The organism is Pseudomonas sp. C 49-2 (assembly GCF_003970195.1).
GTDB lineage: Bacteria > Pseudomonadota > Gammaproteobacteria > Pseudomonadales > Pseudomonadaceae > Aquipseudomonas > Aquipseudomonas canadensis.
On sequence record NZ_RXYG01000014.1, the window covers coordinates 39,657 to 56,269 of the forward strand.

Here is a 16,613-nt window from a genome sequence, read left to right on the forward strand (position 1 = left end):
TTCTTTATCTATGGGGACAGGCTATCCGCCACGGATTGTACGACTACTCGCCACCTGTTGGGGTTTGCAATTGAGGTAGGTCGAAGACTTCAACCAGCGCTGGTCGGGGTACCACGAAAACATGAACTGCCCATCCTTGAGCTTGTCCACCACTTGGCGCGCCACCTGCGGGCGCACGGCCGGGCAACCCTGGCTGCGGCCGATACGGCCTTCGCGCTTGCTCCACAAGGGGCTCACGTAGTCGGCGGCATGGATGACGATGGCGCGGTCGCGGGCCTGGTCATTGAAACCCGGCTCCAGGCCGTCCATGCGCAGTGAATAGCCGTGGGTGCCCAGGTAGCTCTCCTGGGTGCGGAACAGTCCCAGGCTGGACTGGTGGCTGCCTTCGAGGTTGGAGAATTGGGTGGCGAAGTTTTCCCCGGATTTGGCGCCATGGGCTACCAGGTCGCGTAGCACTAGGGTTTTCTTGCGCAGATCGAAGATCCACAGCCGACGGGCGGTCGAAGGCTGGGAGTAGTCAATAACCGCTAGGCGCTCGGAACGTTCCTCGCCGTTATTGACTGCGCACTGCACCGCGTTCAGGGCGCTTTTGAGTACGGTGGGATTGAGTTCTGGAGCCGAGCGCGCCAGGCTGCTATACAAGTTAGGAGAGGTCTGGTTGGCGGCGAGCGCAAAATTGCTCAAGGCAGCCAACGCCACGGTCATCAAACCGAGGCGGCGCATGAAAGTCAGCATCTACGAAGTGTCCCCCGGTGTGGATTGGAGCCTGGTCAATTGTTCAAAAAACACGCATGTTACTTGAGCATTTGCCTGCTCGTTGCACCATTGGTCGCGACAGCCGACGCGCTGTCGGTCGAGCCGTTGCCGGTAACCACCCCGGCGCCAGTGGACCTGGCCCCCGTGCAACAGGCGTTGGCGCAACTGCCGAGTGTCTGCCCCGGCCTGGCGCCGCAGGTCGACGCCGCTGCCCAACTGCGCCTGCAAGCCTTCTATCAGCAGCAAGGCAATGTGCCGCTGTGGTCCGCCGATGAACGTCGACAAGCCCTGCAATCTCAGTTGCTGATGCTCGCCGATGACGGCCTGGACCCCACCCACTATAGCTTGCCTGCGCCGGATGCCACGGCAAACGTGCTGTGCAGCGATATCGCCAGCAGCCAGCATTATCTGCAAGCCTTGCAGGACCTGCATTACGGCCGCCTGCAACAATCGCGCTTCGAACCCCTGTGGCATTCCCAGCCACCCACCCGCGACCCTAACGTTGAAGTGCTGGCGTTTGCCGCCACAGGCCTGCAAGACATGGCCCAGGCATTCGACCAGGCGCGGCCCAGTGCCGATTTGTATCGCAGCTTGCGCAACGCCTATTCCACCGTGCGTCTGCAACCGTTGCCGCATTGGGACCCGGTTGCCGGTGGTCCGCTGTTGCGCCCCGGCATGGAAGACCCACGCGTGCCGGAGCTGGCGCGACGCCTGGTCAGTGGTGGCTACCTGACCCAGGCACCTAGCGGCAAGCAGTACCGCGATGAACTGGTCAAGGCGGTCAAGGCCTTCCAGCTCAGCCACTCGCTGCAGGCCGACGGCGTGATCGGCGCCGGCACGGTGGCCGAATTGAACATCAGCCCGCTGGTCCGGCGCGAACAACTGCGCATCAACCTCGAACGCTTCCGCTGGCTGGCCCAGGACCTGGAGCCTGAAGGCGTGCTGGTCAACGTCGCCGCCGCGCAACTGAGCGTATACCAGAGCGGGATTCCGGTGTGGCAAACCCGTTTGCAAGTGGGCCGTGCCGAACGCCAGACGCCGTTGCTCAAGTCGCGCATCACCCGCTTGACCCTCAACCCCACCTGGACCATCCCGCCCACCATCATGCGCGAGGACAAACTCCCGGCCATCCGCCTCAACCCCGAATACCTGCGCCAGCAAAACCTGCAAGTGCTTGACGCCGAGGGACACCCGCTGGCGCCCGAGCAAATCGACTGGGCTCGCCCCGGCAATATCCTGCTGCGCCAGGAAGCCGGCCCGCGCAACCCGCTGGGCAAGATCGTGATGCGTTTTCCCAACCCGTATTCGGTGTACCTGCATGACACGCCGAGCCAGCCGCTGTTCACCAAAGGGCCGCGGGCGTTCAGTTCGGGGTGTGTGCGGGTCGAGCAGCCATTACTGCTGCGGGATTTGCTGGTGAGCCCAGCCGAGCGCACCCGCACCGATGAATTGCTGGCTACCGGCGTGACTCATGAATTCAGGTTGGCCACGCCGGTGCCGGTGCTGTTGAGTTATTGGACAGTGGAGGTCAATCGCGAGGGGGGGTTGGTGTATGCGCCTGATATCTATGGACGGGACCTGGTGTTGATGAAGGCGATGGGGACTGTGCTTTGAGGGTTGCCAGCACCATTGTCACAGCCTGATCCGGCGTCATAAGCGCGGTGTCGAGCGTGAGCGGCACTTCAGCCCAAGCCTCGTACTCATGCGCCAGCACCGACTCCCAAGTGGGTGCAACCAGGCCGGGAATATCTCCCGTTCGGGTTTCCACCCGGCGTTGATGCTCCTGTCGGTCAGAGCAGATCACCCGAACATCCAGCAACGCCACACCCGCCGTTGCCGCCGAGGTCTTCCACGCCTCCCGGCTTTCCTGGACCGGGTTCACACAGTCAGCCACCACCGTCTGCCCCAATCGCAGGTTGCTCAGCGCCAAGGCATTCGCCACCCCATAACCGCTGGCGCCCACGTCGCCCGCCAACACACCCGCATCACGGATTGCCTGCTCAATCACGTCGATGCGCAGGTACACCGCGCCGATCTGGCGTGCCAGTGCCTGGGCAAGGGTGGTTTTGCCGGTACCGGGCAGCCCGTTGAAGACAATTAACATGCGATGCTCTCGATAAGGTTGCGTGGGTTCAGGGTATCCTTCAGTTCCCCTGCAGGTCGACCACAGGACAGCCCATGCCCTTGCCGTTTGTAAAAATGCACGCTCATGGCGACGATTTCATCATCATCGACCGCCGAGGCCTGGACGATCCGATCACCGCGAAAATCGCCCGCCAACTCGGCAACCGCCACACCGGTATTGGTTTCAACCAACTGGCCGTGGTACTCGATTGTGACGACGCCGCCGCACGCATCAAGTTCTGGAACTCCAACGGCACGCCGCTGGCCACTTGCGGCAGTGCTACCCGTGGCGTGGCGGACCGCTTGATGCATGAGGCGGGTACGGACTCTGTGGTGCTGCGTACCGACCGTGGCTTGCTGATGTGTACGCGGGCAGCGGGGCGGCAAGTGTCGGTGAACATGGGTGAGCCGTCGCTGGACTGGTCGGCCGTGCCGCTGGCCGAGGCCATGGATACCCGCACGCTGCCCATCGACGGCAACCCGGCGGCGTGCAGCATGGGCAACCCGCATTGCACGTTTTTCGTGGAAGACATCGCGGCTGTCGATATGGCAGCCGTGGGCCCGGCGCTGGAAATCCACCCGTTGTTCCCGGCCAAGACCAATGTGCATTTTGTGCAGGTGCTCGACCGTGGCCATATCCGCCTGCGCATCTGGGAGCGCGGCGGCGGCGTGCCGTTGGGCTCCGGTTCGTGCTGCTGTGGCGCGGTGGTCAATGGGATTCGTCGCGGACTGCTGGACGATACCGTTGAAGTGCAATGCGACGGCGGCACGGTAACCGTGCATTGGGCAGGCGAGGGCGGCGTAGTGCTGACGGGCAGCGTTGAGCCGGTGATACGGGGCAGCGCCTACGTTGCCTGAAAGTTGACGGTAAACGTGGTGCCGCCCGTGACACAGGAACTCACCGCCACATCGCCGCCATGCACTCTGGCCAACTCGCGAACGATATACAGGCCGAGGCCTACGCTGCGCACGTCACTGCCTTGGTCGGTGCCACGGGTCATAGGTTCGAACAGCTCGGTGAGCAAGGCTTCGGGGATGACCTTGCCGTGGTTGTGTACTGAAACCTCGCACCTACCCTGTCCCAACCGTGACGTGACGGTGATCGGCCGTTGCAGGTCCCCATATGCCACGCTGTTTGCCACCAGGTTGCCAATGATCTGCTGCACGCGGTCGGCGTCCAGGCAAGCTTCGCCACTGCCCTCGGCGAGATGCTCCAAGTTTGCCGCGGGAAACGCCACGCGCAGTTCATCCACGGCGCGATGAATCACCTCATGCAGGTCCAACGGCGCAGCCTTGATGGTGATGCCCTGGCCGACGCGCGCCTGGGTGAAGTCCAGCAGGTCGGCGATCATGCGCTGGGCACGCTCGGACGACTGGCCAATGTGCCCCAGCAGTTGGTGCTCCTTGGCGGTGCGTTTGCCTCGGTTGAGAAAATCCGAGGCCATGCGGATTGCCGTAAGCGGGTTCTTCAAGTCATGGCTGACAATCGCCACCATCTGCTCGGCAAACAGCGCTCGGCGCTGGGAAATGGCATAGGCCTCGCTCAATTCGGCCTGGGCCAGTTTGAGCGCAAGTTCGGTGGTGGTCTTTTCCTGCAACAGCGCTTCGGCGAAGTTGCGTGCATTGAGCAACTCGCGCTCGTACTTGTCGCGGTCGGTGGTGCCGAACAGCGCCAGGTCGTACAGCGTTCCGTCGTCCTGCTCGCGTTTGATGCCGTTGAGCAGGACGGTCAGCTTGTGGCCTTCGCGGTGCAGCATGTCGAGTTTGACTTCGGTGACGCTGCCACGCATGCGCAGCATCGGCGCCAGGTGGGTCTGGTGGAAGATCCGTCCGCCCATGGTCAGCAAATCCTGGAAACGCTTGCCACACAGCTCCGTCGTACTGAACCCCAGCCACTCGCTGAAGCGCGAATTGGCTTGCAGGATCGTGCCGTCCTCCGCCGTGACGGCGAGGGCGCAGGCGGCGCTGTCGAACAACTCAGCCGACATGGGAGACCGCCCAAGGCGCCAGGAAGCGTTCCATAGCAGCTGCGCAGGCCTGCGGCGCGCTCATGTGCGGGCAATGACCGACGTTGTCCACCAGGCAATAGGTACTGTTGGGCAACACGCTCTGCAGGTATTCGCCCACGGCCACGGGTGCGATCAGGTCGTCGCTCGATTGCAGGATCAGTACCGGAGTGGCCAGGCCGATCACGTCCTGGCGGTTGTCCGACATGAACGTCACCCTTGCAAATTGTTTGGCGATCTCAGGTTCGGTGCGGCAGAAACTGTCGGTCAATTCCTCGCTCAACGCCGGTTGCCCCGGCGCGCCCATGATCACCGGGGCCATGGCGCTGGACCAACCGAGGTAGTTGCTGTCGAGGGTGTCGAGCAGGTCCTGGATATCCGCCAACTTGAAGCCGCCGACGTAACCGTCTGCGTCGATATAGCGCGGCGAGGGGCCGATCATGACGTGGGCGGCGATTCGGCCGGGGGCATGGCGGTCGGCGAGGGTGCCGATCATGGCGCTCACCGAATGGCTCACGAGGATCACCGGGCCCACGGTGAACGCGTCGATAATCTCGTTCAAATCGCGCGCGTAACCGTCCAAGGTGCTGTATTTGGCCTTGTCGAACGCACTAAGGTCCGACAGGCCGGCGCCCACCAAGTCATACATCACCACGCGGAAGTGCTCGAAAAACTGCGGTGCCAGGTAGTTCCACATGGCCTGGTTGCAGCCGAAGCCGTGTGAAAACACCAGGGTCGAGCTGCCGTTGCCCATCACACTGATATTGTTGCGTTGGCGCAGATCCATGGGCTTCCCGATTGTGGCGTTTTGCTATGTTTGAAGGGAGTTTAGATAGTCATCGGTGCGGGGTCACGCGATATAGCGCAGATAAGGTAAAGTCGCCGCCTTCAGGAAGAAACTTCAGGTAACAAAACATGATGGCGATTCTGCGGCAGTCCGTCTTGAGTCTGGTGGCGCTGGTGTTTTTAGCCCAGCTGGGCACCGCCCTGGCGGACACTTCGCCGCTTGGCGTCGCCCTCGACCAACGGGTGATCGACCTCACCAACACTCTGGATGCCAGCACCACCACCCGTCTGAAAAACCAACTCGCCGATCTTGAGCAACGTAAGGGCTCGCAAGTGGCCGTGTTGCTGGTGCCCACCACCGGCGGCGCGAGCATCGAGGACTACGCCAACCAACTGTTCCGCGCCTGGAAGCTGGGACGCAAGGATGTCAATGACGGCATCCTGCTGGTGGTCGCCAAAGAAGACCGCAAGGTGCGTATCGAGGTGGGCTATGGCCTGGAAGGCACGGTCACAGATTTGCTCGCACACCGCATCATCGAAGAACACATCACCCCGGCCTTTCGCCAGGGGGATTTCGTCGGCGGTGTCTCCCAGGGCGTCAACGACCTGGTGGTACTGGTGGATGGCGGTGATTTGCCTAAAGCCACAGGGACAAGGGTCAATCCGCAGTTCATCGCAATCGCGCTGGCGTTTGTGCTAGGAGCCATTGGCGGCGTGCTGATGAGTGCTGGCAAACTGCGGTGGCGCCGCGCATTGATTGCCGCGGTGGTTGCCACGTTGCTGCTAGTGATAGTGGGTGAGGGCCGCGACTGGGCGATGTTTCTGCTGGTGATGCCCCTGATCATGCTGATCGGCGGCGCGACCTTCGGCGCATTGTGGATGGCGCGCTCGGTGTTTTACGGCGTGATAGGGCTGCTGGTCTACATCCTGGGCTTGCTGGTGGTTGATCAGCGATATGCCGACGTCAACTTTATCCACTGGCTGGTATTTCCATTGGGTGCGCTGGTAGTTCTGGGGTTGTACCTGGTGCTGTTGGTGATCATGAAGGACGCCTGGAAGCAGAGCCGCGTGGGTTTTGTTGCGCGGCTGCTGGCAGCGGTGGGGGTGTATGTGGCAGCGGGCGTGCTGATGGAGCTCGGCCGTAGTGGCTGGCTGTACGCGTTCCCGATTGCCTCGTTTGCCGCGCTGTTCATCTTTGGCAAGACCAGCGGCGGGTCGGGGTCTTCGGGCGGTGGATCGAGTTCGAGTTCCAGCAGCTCCAGTTCCAGCAGTAGTTCCTCAGGGGGTGGTGGCTCCAGTGGCGGCGGTGGGGCGTCCGGCAGTTGGTAAACCCTACTGCTGCCGCGTCATCCAATCAATAAATAATGCAAACAGCTCCGCCTGGGAGTTGATGACCAACTTGGTGTACACATGCTTGCGATGCATGCGCACCGTCTCCGGCGAAATCCCCAGCACTTGCGCTGCCGACTTCACCGAGTGCCCGCGCAGGATCAAGTGCGCAATTTCGCGCTCACGCACCGTCAGCAGCCCACTGCCAAAGCCCATGAAGGCTGCTTCAATCTGTTGATGTACGCGGGTTTGACTGAAGGCTGGGTCGCCCACCACCTTGTCCAACCCACCCGTCGTGCCAAACCGGTGCAACAGCGCGCGGATCACCGGGTGGGCTGAGCGCTGCACGGCCAGTTGCGCATCGCTGAATTGGCCGGCGCTGATTCCCTGGAACATGCACAGGGAAATCTTGCTGCGTGGGCACAGGTCAACGATGTGGTAACTCTCCAGGGCACCGCCGCTGCGCAGGTAATAGGTCTTGTAGTACTCACTGTTGAAAAAGTCATCCGGCGCGATTTGCGCCAACGAGTAGAAGCCTTCCGCCAAGCCTTTATCGACTGCCAGACAGAAGGGGTCCAACTGGTAACCACGGGAAAAGTAGCGATGGATGATTTCGTCCTGATGCTCCCGTGGGATGCCTTGCTGATAGAGCAGGCGTGGCGCCTGGCCCTGGCCCTCCAGGCTGATCATCATCGATTCGATGGGGCACAGGGCACACAGCGCGGCGGCGAGGTAATCGAGGAATCGGGCTTCATCGACCTGGATAAACGCCTGGGCCAAGGCGTCGTGCCAGGTTTCGAGTGCCTGGGGGCCGAGGGCAGGGGGCTGATCGATCGGTGCGTTCATGCTGGCCAGTCTACCCGCCGGCCAGCGTCCCAGCAAAACCTCGAAACAGGCTCGGCGTTGCGGCTCATCGTCCCTGGTAGTCGCCGCTCTGGCGAAGTTCGGTCGCAGTGTCGAGAATGCACTGGCGCAGGGTTTCGACCACCTCATCCACTTGCGCGTGGGTGATGATCAGCGGCGGCGACATCACGTTCAAATGCCCGATAGGGCGTACCAGCAAACCTTTTGCCTGGGCCCGTAGGTGGATGCGTTCGCCAATGTTCACCGCATCCGGCAACAGTGCCTTGGTGTGTTTATCGGCGACAAACTCAATACAGGCCATCAGGCGCTGACAGCGAATATCGCCTACCAGCGGCAGTCCGGCCAGGGTTTGCAGGCGCTGCTCCAGGTAGGTGCCCACATCCTCGACATGGGCCAGCAGGTTCTCCCGCTCAATGATCTCGATGTTCTTCAGTGCTGCCACGCAACTGACAGGATGGCCACTGTAAGTGAACCCATGGGTGAAGCAGCGGCCCTTGCCCGGCTCGCCGATCACCTGCCAGATCTGCTCCGAAAAAATGCACGCGCCCAACGGCAGATAGCCGGAAGTCAGGCCCTTGGCGGTAGTGATGATGTCCGGCTGCATGCCAAAGACGTCCTTGGAAGCAAAAAATGCGCCCAGGCGTCCGAATGAGGTGACCACTTCATCGGCGACATACAGCAGGTCGTAGCGTTGGCAGATTTGCCACATCCGCTGGTGGTAGCCCTCGGGTGGAATGATCACGCCACCGGAGCCCATGATTGGTTCGGCAAAGAACGCGGCCACGTTGTCCGGGCCGAGGGTCAGGATCTTGTCTTCGAACTCATTCACCAGGAAGTCGAGAAAGTCCGCTTCGCTCATCCCTTCCGGAGCCCGGTAGTAATTGGGGCAGGAGATGTGGTGAAACAGGTCGCTCATGAAATCGAATTCCGGCGCCCGGTCCGCGGCCTTGTTGCCGATGGACATCGTCAGGAACGTCGAGCCGTGATAGGCACTGAAGCGCGAGACGATGTGTTTCTTGGCCGGTTTGCCACGGCTGTTCTGGTAGAACTGCACCAGTCGATACGCCGTATCCACCGCTGTGGACCCTCCAGTCGTCAGGAACACATGATTAAGATCGCCTGGGGCCAGGTTTGCCAACTTGGCGCACAGTTTGATGGCTGTCACGTTGGCCATGTCGCAAAACGGGTTGGAGTAGGCCAGTTGGCGCACCTGGTTGGCGATGGCGTCGGCCATTTCCTCGCGGCCGAGGCCAATATTCGTACACCACATGCCGCCCACCGCGTCCAGGTAGCGATTGCCGTGGGTGTCATAGATATAAGCGCCATCTCCTGCGGCGATATTCAATGAGCCCTGTTCACGGTGTTCGTCGAACATATGAAAACCGTGCATGTAGTGGGCTTTGTCGGCAGCGTCCAGTTGCTTGTGGTTGAACTGGGTGAAGAATTCAGGATTGGGCAGAGTCATGGCGTTTACCTTCAAAGGCTGGGAGTCATTTGCCGGTCTTGACGGCGTTCCACGTACGGGTGATCAGGCGCACGGCGGCCGGCGGCTGGCTTTGCTGGGTGAACAGGCGTTGCATCGTCTCCGGGTCCGGGTAGATAGCCGGGTTGTCGCGGATATCGGCGTTGACCAGCGGCTTGGACGCCAGGTTGCTGTTGGCGTAGTGGATGGTGTTGCTGACGCCGGCGATGGTGCCGGGTTGCAGGAGAAATTCGATGAACTTATGGGCATTGGCGACATGGGGGGCGTCGATGGGAATGTAGAAGTTGTCGAACCAGATCAGCGAGCCTTCTTTGGGAATAAAGTAGTCCAGCTTGATAGTGGCGCCGGCTTCCGTCGCCCGTGCCTGGGAGGTGGCGTAGTCGCCTGACCACGTGGTTGCCAGGCACAGGTCACCATTGGCCAGGCCATTGATGAAACCGCTGGAGTCGAATTTGCGAATGTACGGCCGTACGGCCATCAGCACGTCCTGAGCAGCCTTCAAGTCTTTTGGCGCGACGCTGTTGGGGTCCAGACCAAGGTAGGTCAGGGCCAGGGGAATCATGTCGGTGGGGGAGTCCATGAAGGTGATGCCGCAGTCGGCAAATTTCGACACGATTTTGGGATCGAAGATCATCGCCAGGGAGCCGAGCGGGGCGTTCGGCATACGCGCCCTGATCATGTCGACGTTGTAGGTCACACCATTGCTGCCCCAGGTGTAGGGCGCGGAATAGGTGACGCCAGGGTCGTGGGCTTGCAGGCTTTTCAGCACCAAAGGGTCAAGGTTCTTCCAGTCGGGTAACTGGGACTTGTCCAGTGGCTGGAAGACTCCGCCCTTGATCAGCAGCGGCACCAGGGAGGCGTTGAGGAGGGCCAGGTCATATCCGGAATGCCCGGAAAGCAGCTTGCCCTGCACGGTTTCGTAGGAATCGTAAGTGTCGTAGATCACCTTGATACCCGTGGCTTTCTCGAAATCGGCCAGGGTGGTATCACCGATGTAGTCTGCCCAGTTGTAGATGCGCAAGGTATTGCCTGGGTCGTCGGCGGCCTGAGTCAAGGTGGAGGTGGCAAGCAGTACGGCGCTGAACAGAGCGATAAAGGCTTTACGCATGGGGGCCCACCTTGAGTTGTGCTTGTTATCAGGCTGAGGGACTGATTGCACTGTCAGGCAGATGGCCGGTGGGCGCCATACCCCGTTCGGGTAGGGTTCAGCTCAGGACGATGTAATCGTTCTGCTGGAGTATTGGCCGGTGCGTGCCCTGCACCAAGTGGATATAGCGACCGTCCACCAGGTCGATGGGCAGGCAGTCGTCGATGTCCAGCACTCCATCGGTGTGGGCTTGGGACCATTGGCGCCGCGTGTGTTGTTTGCCTTTGCTCATGGCCTCCTGTTTGCTACGGGCTACCACCAGCAGGTAGTGATGGGCTTCACCAAAGCTGTTGGCTTCGTAACCGCCAAGGTTGATGAAGTAGAGGTGAGGCGCGCCAGCCGCCGGGGCCAGATGGCTGAGTTCGACTCTCCAACCGTCCACGCCCTCTACTGCCATCCAGGAATCGATATGTACGCCCTTGGGGCTGCCGAACCAGTCGGCGCGTAGTTGCGGGTAGGCCGCTTCCAGCGTGTCCGCCACAGCGAACACCACATCGTGAACTTCAATCTTTGCCCGTGGGTGTTTGCCCCCGAGCATGACGACAAACAGCATTGCAGATTCTTCCTGGCGATTTGACAGAGGCTAACCTTACTTCGATTGAACCCTTTTGTCCGGTCAATGCCAGACTGTTAATCCGCGAACTCATCAGGAGGTTGTCATGCGTACCATTGATCTGGCGGGCGTTCCCGTCCCTGTTATCGGCCAGGGAACCTGGCGCATGGGCGAAAACCCCGACCAGCACCGCGCCGAAGTCGCCGCGCTGCAATTGGGTATTGACGAGGGTATGACCTTGATTGACACCGCCGAAATGTATGGCGAGGGCGGCGCTGAAAGCGTCGTTGGAGAAGCGATTCGAGGCAGGCGCGACCAGGTGTTTCTGGTGAGCAAGGTCTACCCGCACAATGCCAGCCACAAGGGCGTGCCCCGCGCCTGTGAAGCCAGCCTCCAGCGCCTGGGCACGGACTATATAGACCTCTATCTGTTGCACTGGCGTGGCCAGCACCCCCTTGAGGAAACTGTCGAAGCGTTTGAACGCCTGCGCGAAGCCGGAAAAATCGGCCGCTGGGGCGTCTCCAATTTCGATGTGGCCGACCTGCAGGAACTTGCATCCCCGGCCTGCGCTACCAATCAGGTGCTCTACAACATCGATGAGCGCGGCATCGAATTCGACCTGCTGCCCTGGTGGCAACAGCACCACTTGCCCTTGATGGCGTACTGCCCGATCGCCCAGGGCGGTGAGCTGTTGTCCAGCCCGACCCTCAAGCAGATCGCCCGTCGCCATGAGGTCACACCTGCGCAGGTCGCCCTGGCCTGGGTGTTGCGCCATGACGGCGTGATCGCAATCCCCAAAGCCGTCACGCCGGAGCATGTGCGACTCAACGCAGCCGCCGCCAAATTGGTGCTGGATGAGCACGACCTCGACGCGATTGATCGCGTGTTTGGCGCACCCAAGCGCAAGCACCCTTTGGCGATGGTTTAGCCAACCGTCAGGAGCGGCGCCTTCCTTGGCACCGTTCCCGGGCTAATCCGGGTTAACCGGCAACCGGGCTGCGCCAGTCATCGGACCCGGAAGTGCCAGACACTTCGTGGGTCCACACGATCTTGCGGTAGGTGAAGTACACATCCTCCAGATGGGTGAAGTGGGCGTTGTCCGGGTCCTGGCAGTTGGGCATGCGTGATTGGATGTCCACGATGGTGGCGCCCTCCAGTTCAATCGTGAAGTAGTGCTCCTGTGTGCCGGCCGACGAGGTGCGCAGCCACTCCAGCCGGCACTTGACCTCTTCGCCGCTGGTCAACGCACTGAACAGCAATGGTGAGGACTTATCGAAGACTTTGCTGATCATCAAGGGCTTATGCACCCTCTGGCCCGTTGGTTGGCCGGATTGAGGGTCGCGCGGAATGATCACCTGATGAGAAAAGGCCTGGACCAGGATCTGGTCCTCATGGCCTTCCTGATAAATGTTACCTACCGAGTCCTGGGTAAACGTGCCTGCCGTGATCAAACCTTGTTTGACGCCGGTGACGGAGAGATACGCGGGTGTTGGCATGACGGGTTTCCTTGTCTGATTGAAGGGGTAGTCCCACCGATAAATGCAGCGGCTGGGACTTTGCCTATTACAAGAAGCGTGCCTGAAAGTGTGTGGGGTAATGATTGTTAGGGTTAGGCTGTATATAAGTTAGGGTTGTTGAACAGTCAGGGTGTGTTTGGTTGGTTTAAATTGGTTTTTCTTGCGCATTACTGCGCACTTAGTTGCTCAGTCGAGACTTTATTTGAATGGCTGGCGTGTAACGTCAATCCGAGCGAGCGGGCATGAATGAGTGCGCAAAATGCTGCGCAGTGGCTGATTTAAGGGGTTTGTAGGAAAAGGATTAACTATTATTTCGTCGCTTGCTGAATGTTTTAGCCGTAGCTAAGGTTCTGGAGCTTTGCAGGGATTCCTGCAAGGTTCAGATGGCTTTCTGCTGCGCACTTTACGCGTGGTTAGTTGGCTGGTCCTGTCTTGGTTAGTTGCGCCTGGTGTGAAATGTCTTATTCGGACACGCTGTGTGATCATTATCTTGAAGTTGCAAGGTCGCCCTGTGCGCAATCGAGTTTTGCGGGCAGCGATATGCGCTTTTCGAGTGAATATGAATGCCTGGAATCCGAGTTGGCAAAGGCGCAATCGATTCATGGCAGCAGCCAGCCCGATTGGCGCAAGGTCCTGGAAACCAGCGAGCTAATGTTGCGACATCAGTCCAAGGATCTGCGCTCGGCCGTCTGGCTGACCTGGGCGTTGCACCAGTGCGAGTCCTATACAGGCCTGCTAGCCGGGCTCGGATTGCTGCGTTATCTCTGCGAGCACCATTGGTCGGTGGTCTACCCCGAAAAAATGCGTACTCGCGGTGCGTCATTCGCTTGGTTGGTACTGCGTCTCGAGCCTCTGTTTACGCAAGGCCTGCCCCTGCAGAGCCAGCAGCCCTTGTTTCGTGCAGTACTTGAACAACTGGTTTGCCTCGATGAGGTATGGACCAGGCACTTGGGAGACGAGGCGCCTTTGCTGCTGCCGATCCGCAGGCAATTGGCTCAGCGGCTGGAGCTGGCTGTTCAGGACCATGCTCCGGCGGCGGGGATGAGCGGTGTCATAGCGCAGGTCAGGCACGCGACCAGCCAATTACTCAAACCTGAAGCGGTCGTGGACAACGAAAAAGACGCCAACAAGTTGCTACGCACTCTGCAGGAGCAGGCCCGTTCCTTGTGTGCCTGGTGGTTGCGCCAGAACGCCACCGATCTGCGTGCCTTGCGCCTCAACCGAACGTTGAACTGGCTGGTACTGAGCGGGTATCCGGATGCCGACAGCGAACGGATTACCGCCTTGCGCGGGCCTGCGCCTGACAAGCTCAAACGTTATCAGGAGCGTTTTGCTCAGGGGCATTACGCCGACCTGATACTGGAACTCGAAACCAGTCTCGCCGGCGCGATGTTCTGGTTCGACGGACTGCATATGCTCTGGCAATGCCTGGAAGCCTTGCAGGCGGAACAGGCCATGACTGAGTTGGAAGTGACCTTCGCCTTGCTGCTGCAACGTCTGCCGGACCTGCCGTCGTTCTGTTTTCACGACGGCGTTCCTTTTGCCGATGCCGCCAGCCGTGACTGGATCACGCTGCAGGTCAGCCGTCGTCTGCAAATACCCGAACCAGCCGCAGTGATGATTGATGCCGAAGCCGAGCCTTGGGAGATCGCCTTGCAGGCAGTGGCACCCCGGTTGCGAAAGGACGGGCTCAAAGCCGCAATCCATGAACTCAAAAAAGGCATGTACGCCGCTCGCAGCGAGCGCGCGCGATTTCATTGGCGGCTTGCCCAGGCGAGGCTGTGTGTACAAGCCGGCAAGCACGAACTGGCGAAGATCCAGCTCGAACATCTGGACCACGAACTGCAACACACAGGTCTTGAACGTTGGGAGCCGGAACTGGCCCTTCAGGTAACCCAGCTTCTGTATCGCTGCTGTGACCTGTTGCCACAAAACCACGCCGTGCTCGAGCGCAAGGAAGACACCCACCGCAGGCTGTGCCTCTTCGATCTGGAAGCGGTACTTGAATAGGCTTTCGAGCCACTGAGTAAGGAGAAACACCATGGCCAAAGAAGGTTCGGTCGCCCCCAAGGAACGTATCAACATCACTTTCAAGCCCGCCTTGGGCGGTGCGCAGGAAGAAGTCGAACTGCCGTTGAAACTGTTGGTGCTGGGCGATTTCACCCAGCGTGAAGATGTGCGCAAGCTCGAAGATCGAAAGCCTATTGCGATCGACAAGAACACCCTGGATGACGTGTTGGCCAAACAGGCGTTGAGCCTGACGCTGAGCGTGCCTAATCGTCTGCAGGAGGATGCAGGTGTTGAGGAATTGGCCATTCAGGTACGCATTAATTCCATGAAGGATTTCAATCCGGCGAACCTGGTAGAGCAGGTTCCCGAACTGCAAAAGCTGATGGCGTTGCGCGAGGCGCTCATGGCGCTCAAAGGACCATTGGGCAACACGCCGAGCTTTCGCAAAGCTATAGAACAGGCCCTTGCCGATGACGATTCCCGTGCTCGGGTATTGGCTGAGCTGGGACTGGATACACCTGACGCCTGACATTTTTCAGTAAAAGGACACTGAGCTCATGACGACACAACAGCACTCACTGCCTGCACAAACCGCTGATCAATACAGCATTCTCGATAACATCGTTGCCCAGACTCTGCTGAGTGCGGACGACGAGGCTTATGGTATTGCCAAGCGTGGTGTTTCGGCGTTCATCGAAGAGCTGATCAAACCGCAGAACCGAGGCGAGCCCGTCAAGAAACGGCTGGTCGACCGGATGATTGCCGAGATCGACACGAAGCTTAGTCTTCAGATGGATGAGATCCTGCACCACCCGGATTTCCAGGCCTTGGAAGCTTCCTGGAAAGGCCTGCAGTTGTTGGTTGATCGCACCAACTTCCGCGAGAACATCAAGATCGAACTGCTGAACGTCTCTCGGCAAGATCTGCTGGAAGATTTCGAGGACTCACCTGAAGTGATCCAGTCCGGTCTGTACAAACATATCTACAGTGCGGAATACGGTCAGTTTGGTGGTCAGCCGGTGGGCGCAATTATCGCCAATTACTTTCTGTCTCCCAGCGCCCCGGACGTGAAGTTGATGCAGTACGCTTCCAGTGTGGCCTGCATGGCCCATGCGCCTTTTATCGCCGCTGCCGGCCCTGCGTTCTTCGGGTTGGAAAGTTTCACCGGTCTGCCGGATCTCAAAGACCTGAAGGACCATTTCGAAGGCCCTCAATTCGCCAAATGGCAAAGTTTTCGCCAAAGCGAAGATTCACGCTATATCGGCTTGACCGTGCCGCGTTTCCTGCTTCGTACGCCCTACGATCCCCTTGAATGCCCGGTCAAGACCTTTTCCTACCAGGAAAACGTGGTCAACAGCCACGAACACTACCTGTGGGGCAATACGGCCTACGCTTTTGCCACACGCCTGACCGATAGTTTCGCGCGGTTTCGCTGGTGCCCGAACATCATCGGCCCGCAAAGCGGTGGTGCGGTGGAAGACTTGCCGTTGCATCACTTCCATAGCATGGGTGAAATCGAAACCAAGATTCCGACTGAAGTCTTGGTTTCCGATCGCCGGGAATACGAACTGGCGCAAGAGGGATTCATTGCCCTGACGATGCGAAAGGGCAGCGACAACGCAGCGTTTTTTTCCGCCAGTTCGGTCCAGAAGCCGAAACACTTTGGTCTCAGTCCCGAAGGCAAGCAGGCTGAGCTGAATTACCGTCTGGGAACCCAACTGCCCTACATGATGGTGGTGAATCGCCTCGCCCACTATCTCAAGGTCCTGCAGCGTGAGCAATTGGGGTCGTGGAAGGAGCGCACCGACCTGGAGCTGGAACTCAACAAGTGGATTCGACAGTACGTCGCCGATCAGGAAAACCCCAGCGCCGAAGTGCGTGGGCGGCGCCCCTTGCGTGCGGCCCGCATCGTTGTCAGTGATGTCGACGGCGAGCCCGGCTGGTATCGAGTCAACCTGAGTGTGCGCCCGCACTTCAAGTATATGGGGGCGGATTTCACATTGTCCCTGGTCGGCAAGCTCGACAAAGAATGAGCAGA

Annotated in this window: 16 protein-coding genes; 7 read left to right on the forward strand and 9 right to left on the reverse strand. The window is 59.7% G+C overall.

Going from position 1 to position 16,613, the window contains the following annotated elements; all coding sequences use genetic code 11:
* Nucleotides 1-21: 21 nt before the first annotated feature.
* Complete coding sequence (locus EJ576_RS24070) at nt 22-735, reverse strand: murein L,D-transpeptidase catalytic domain family protein (RefSeq protein WP_028616527.1); 714 nt, start codon at nt 733-735, stop codon at nt 22-24.
* A 39-nt stretch (nt 736-774) separates the two neighbouring features.
* Here EJ576_RS24070 and EJ576_RS24075 point away from each other — a divergent pair, with 39 nt between their 5' ends.
* Nucleotides 775-2,370, forward strand: coding sequence for a murein L,D-transpeptidase (locus tag EJ576_RS24075; protein WP_122728309.1), 1,596 nt, complete (start codon nt 775-777; stop codon nt 2,368-2,370).
* Here the strand turns inward: EJ576_RS24075 and EJ576_RS24080 are convergent.
* The gene (locus EJ576_RS24080; protein ID WP_126571298.1) at nt 2,285-2,860 is read right to left on the reverse strand and encodes an AAA family ATPase; all 576 of its coding nucleotides are present in this window, start codon (nt 2,858-2,860) and stop codon (nt 2,285-2,287) included. The two genes, EJ576_RS24075 and EJ576_RS24080, sit on opposite strands and share 86 nt — an antisense overlap.
* Nucleotides 2,861-2,934: 74 nt before the next feature.
* Here EJ576_RS24080 and dapF point away from each other — a divergent pair, with 74 nt between their 5' ends.
* On the forward strand, nt 2,935-3,738 hold the full coding sequence (dapF, locus tag EJ576_RS24085) for a diaminopimelate epimerase (protein ID WP_126571299.1): 804 nt from the start codon (nt 2,935-2,937) through the stop codon (nt 3,736-3,738).
* On the opposite strand, the gene EJ576_RS24090 is transcribed toward dapF, so the two are convergent.
* The gene (locus EJ576_RS24090; protein WP_126571300.1) at nt 3,726-4,868 is read right to left on the reverse strand and encodes a PAS domain-containing sensor histidine kinase; all 1,143 of its coding nucleotides are present in this window, start codon (nt 4,866-4,868) and stop codon (nt 3,726-3,728) included. The two genes, dapF and EJ576_RS24090, sit on opposite strands and share 13 nt — an antisense overlap.
* Nucleotides 4,858-5,673: an alpha/beta fold hydrolase gene (locus tag EJ576_RS24095; RefSeq protein WP_126571301.1), complete on the reverse strand. Its 816-nt coding sequence runs from the start codon at nt 5,671-5,673 to the stop codon at nt 4,858-4,860. Before EJ576_RS24095 ends, EJ576_RS24090 begins: the two co-directional genes overlap by 11 nt.
* A 128-nt stretch (nt 5,674-5,801) precedes the next feature.
* On the opposite strand from EJ576_RS24095, the gene EJ576_RS24100 reads away from it, so the two are divergent.
* Nucleotides 5,802-7,001, forward strand: a complete 1,200-nt coding sequence (locus EJ576_RS24100; protein ID WP_122728299.1) for a YgcG family protein — start codon at nt 5,802-5,804, stop codon at nt 6,999-7,001.
* Nucleotides 7,002-7,004: 3 nt separating this feature from the next.
* Here EJ576_RS24100 and EJ576_RS24105 read toward each other — a convergent pair whose 3' ends face one another.
* The 4 genes from EJ576_RS24105 to EJ576_RS24120 all read right to left on the reverse strand — a co-directional run bounded on the left by EJ576_RS24105 (nt 7,005) and on the right by EJ576_RS24120 (nt 11,048).
* Nucleotides 7,005-7,847: a helix-turn-helix transcriptional regulator gene (locus tag EJ576_RS24105; RefSeq protein ID WP_126571302.1), complete on the reverse strand. Its 843-nt coding sequence runs from the start codon at nt 7,845-7,847 to the stop codon at nt 7,005-7,007.
* Nucleotides 7,848-7,911: 64 nt separating this feature from the next.
* Nucleotides 7,912-9,330, reverse strand: a complete 1,419-nt coding sequence (locus EJ576_RS24110; protein WP_126571303.1) for an aminotransferase — start codon at nt 9,328-9,330, stop codon at nt 7,912-7,914.
* A 25-nt stretch (nt 9,331-9,355) separates the two neighbouring features.
* Nucleotides 9,356-10,456 (reverse strand): polyamine ABC transporter substrate-binding protein, encoded by a 1,101-nt coding sequence (locus EJ576_RS24115; RefSeq protein ID WP_126571304.1) that lies wholly within the window; start codon nt 10,454-10,456, stop codon nt 9,356-9,358.
* 97 nt (nt 10,457-10,553) lie between these two features.
* Nucleotides 10,554-11,048, reverse strand: a complete 495-nt coding sequence (locus EJ576_RS24120) for a DUF1543 domain-containing protein (protein WP_122728291.1) — start codon at nt 11,046-11,048, stop codon at nt 10,554-10,556.
* Nucleotides 11,049-11,154: 106 nt separating this feature from the next.
* On the opposite strand from EJ576_RS24120, the gene EJ576_RS24125 reads away from it, so the two are divergent.
* The gene (locus tag EJ576_RS24125; RefSeq protein WP_122684752.1) at nt 11,155-11,976 is read left to right on the forward strand and encodes an aldo/keto reductase; all 822 of its coding nucleotides are present in this window, start codon (nt 11,155-11,157) and stop codon (nt 11,974-11,976) included.
* A 52-nt stretch (nt 11,977-12,028) separates the two neighbouring features.
* Here EJ576_RS24125 and EJ576_RS24130 read toward each other — a convergent pair whose 3' ends face one another.
* Nucleotides 12,029-12,544 carry an Hcp family type VI secretion system effector gene (locus EJ576_RS24130; RefSeq protein WP_122728289.1) on the reverse strand — a complete coding sequence of 172 codons (516 nt, stop codon included), beginning with the start codon at nt 12,542-12,544 and terminating at the stop codon, nt 12,029-12,031.
* A 477-nt stretch (nt 12,545-13,021) separates the two neighbouring features.
* Here EJ576_RS24130 and tssA point away from each other — a divergent pair, with 477 nt between their 5' ends.
* From tssA to tssC, 3 genes are read left to right on the forward strand one after another with little or no spacing between them, the layout of a single operon-like run.
* A complete protein-coding gene (gene tssA, locus EJ576_RS24135) occupies nt 13,022-14,575 on the forward strand; it encodes a type VI secretion system protein TssA (protein ID WP_126571305.1) in 1,554 nt (517 codons plus the stop codon).
* 31 nt (nt 14,576-14,606) lie between these two features.
* A complete protein-coding gene (tssB, locus tag EJ576_RS24140) occupies nt 14,607-15,104 on the forward strand; it encodes a type VI secretion system contractile sheath small subunit (RefSeq protein WP_123476869.1) in 498 nt (165 codons plus the stop codon).
* Between the two features lie 28 nt (nt 15,105-15,132).
* Entirely contained in the window at nt 15,133-16,608 is a 1,476-nt protein-coding gene (gene tssC, locus EJ576_RS24145; protein ID WP_126571306.1) for a type VI secretion system contractile sheath large subunit, read from the forward strand.
* Nucleotides 16,609-16,613: the final 5 nt, after the last annotated feature.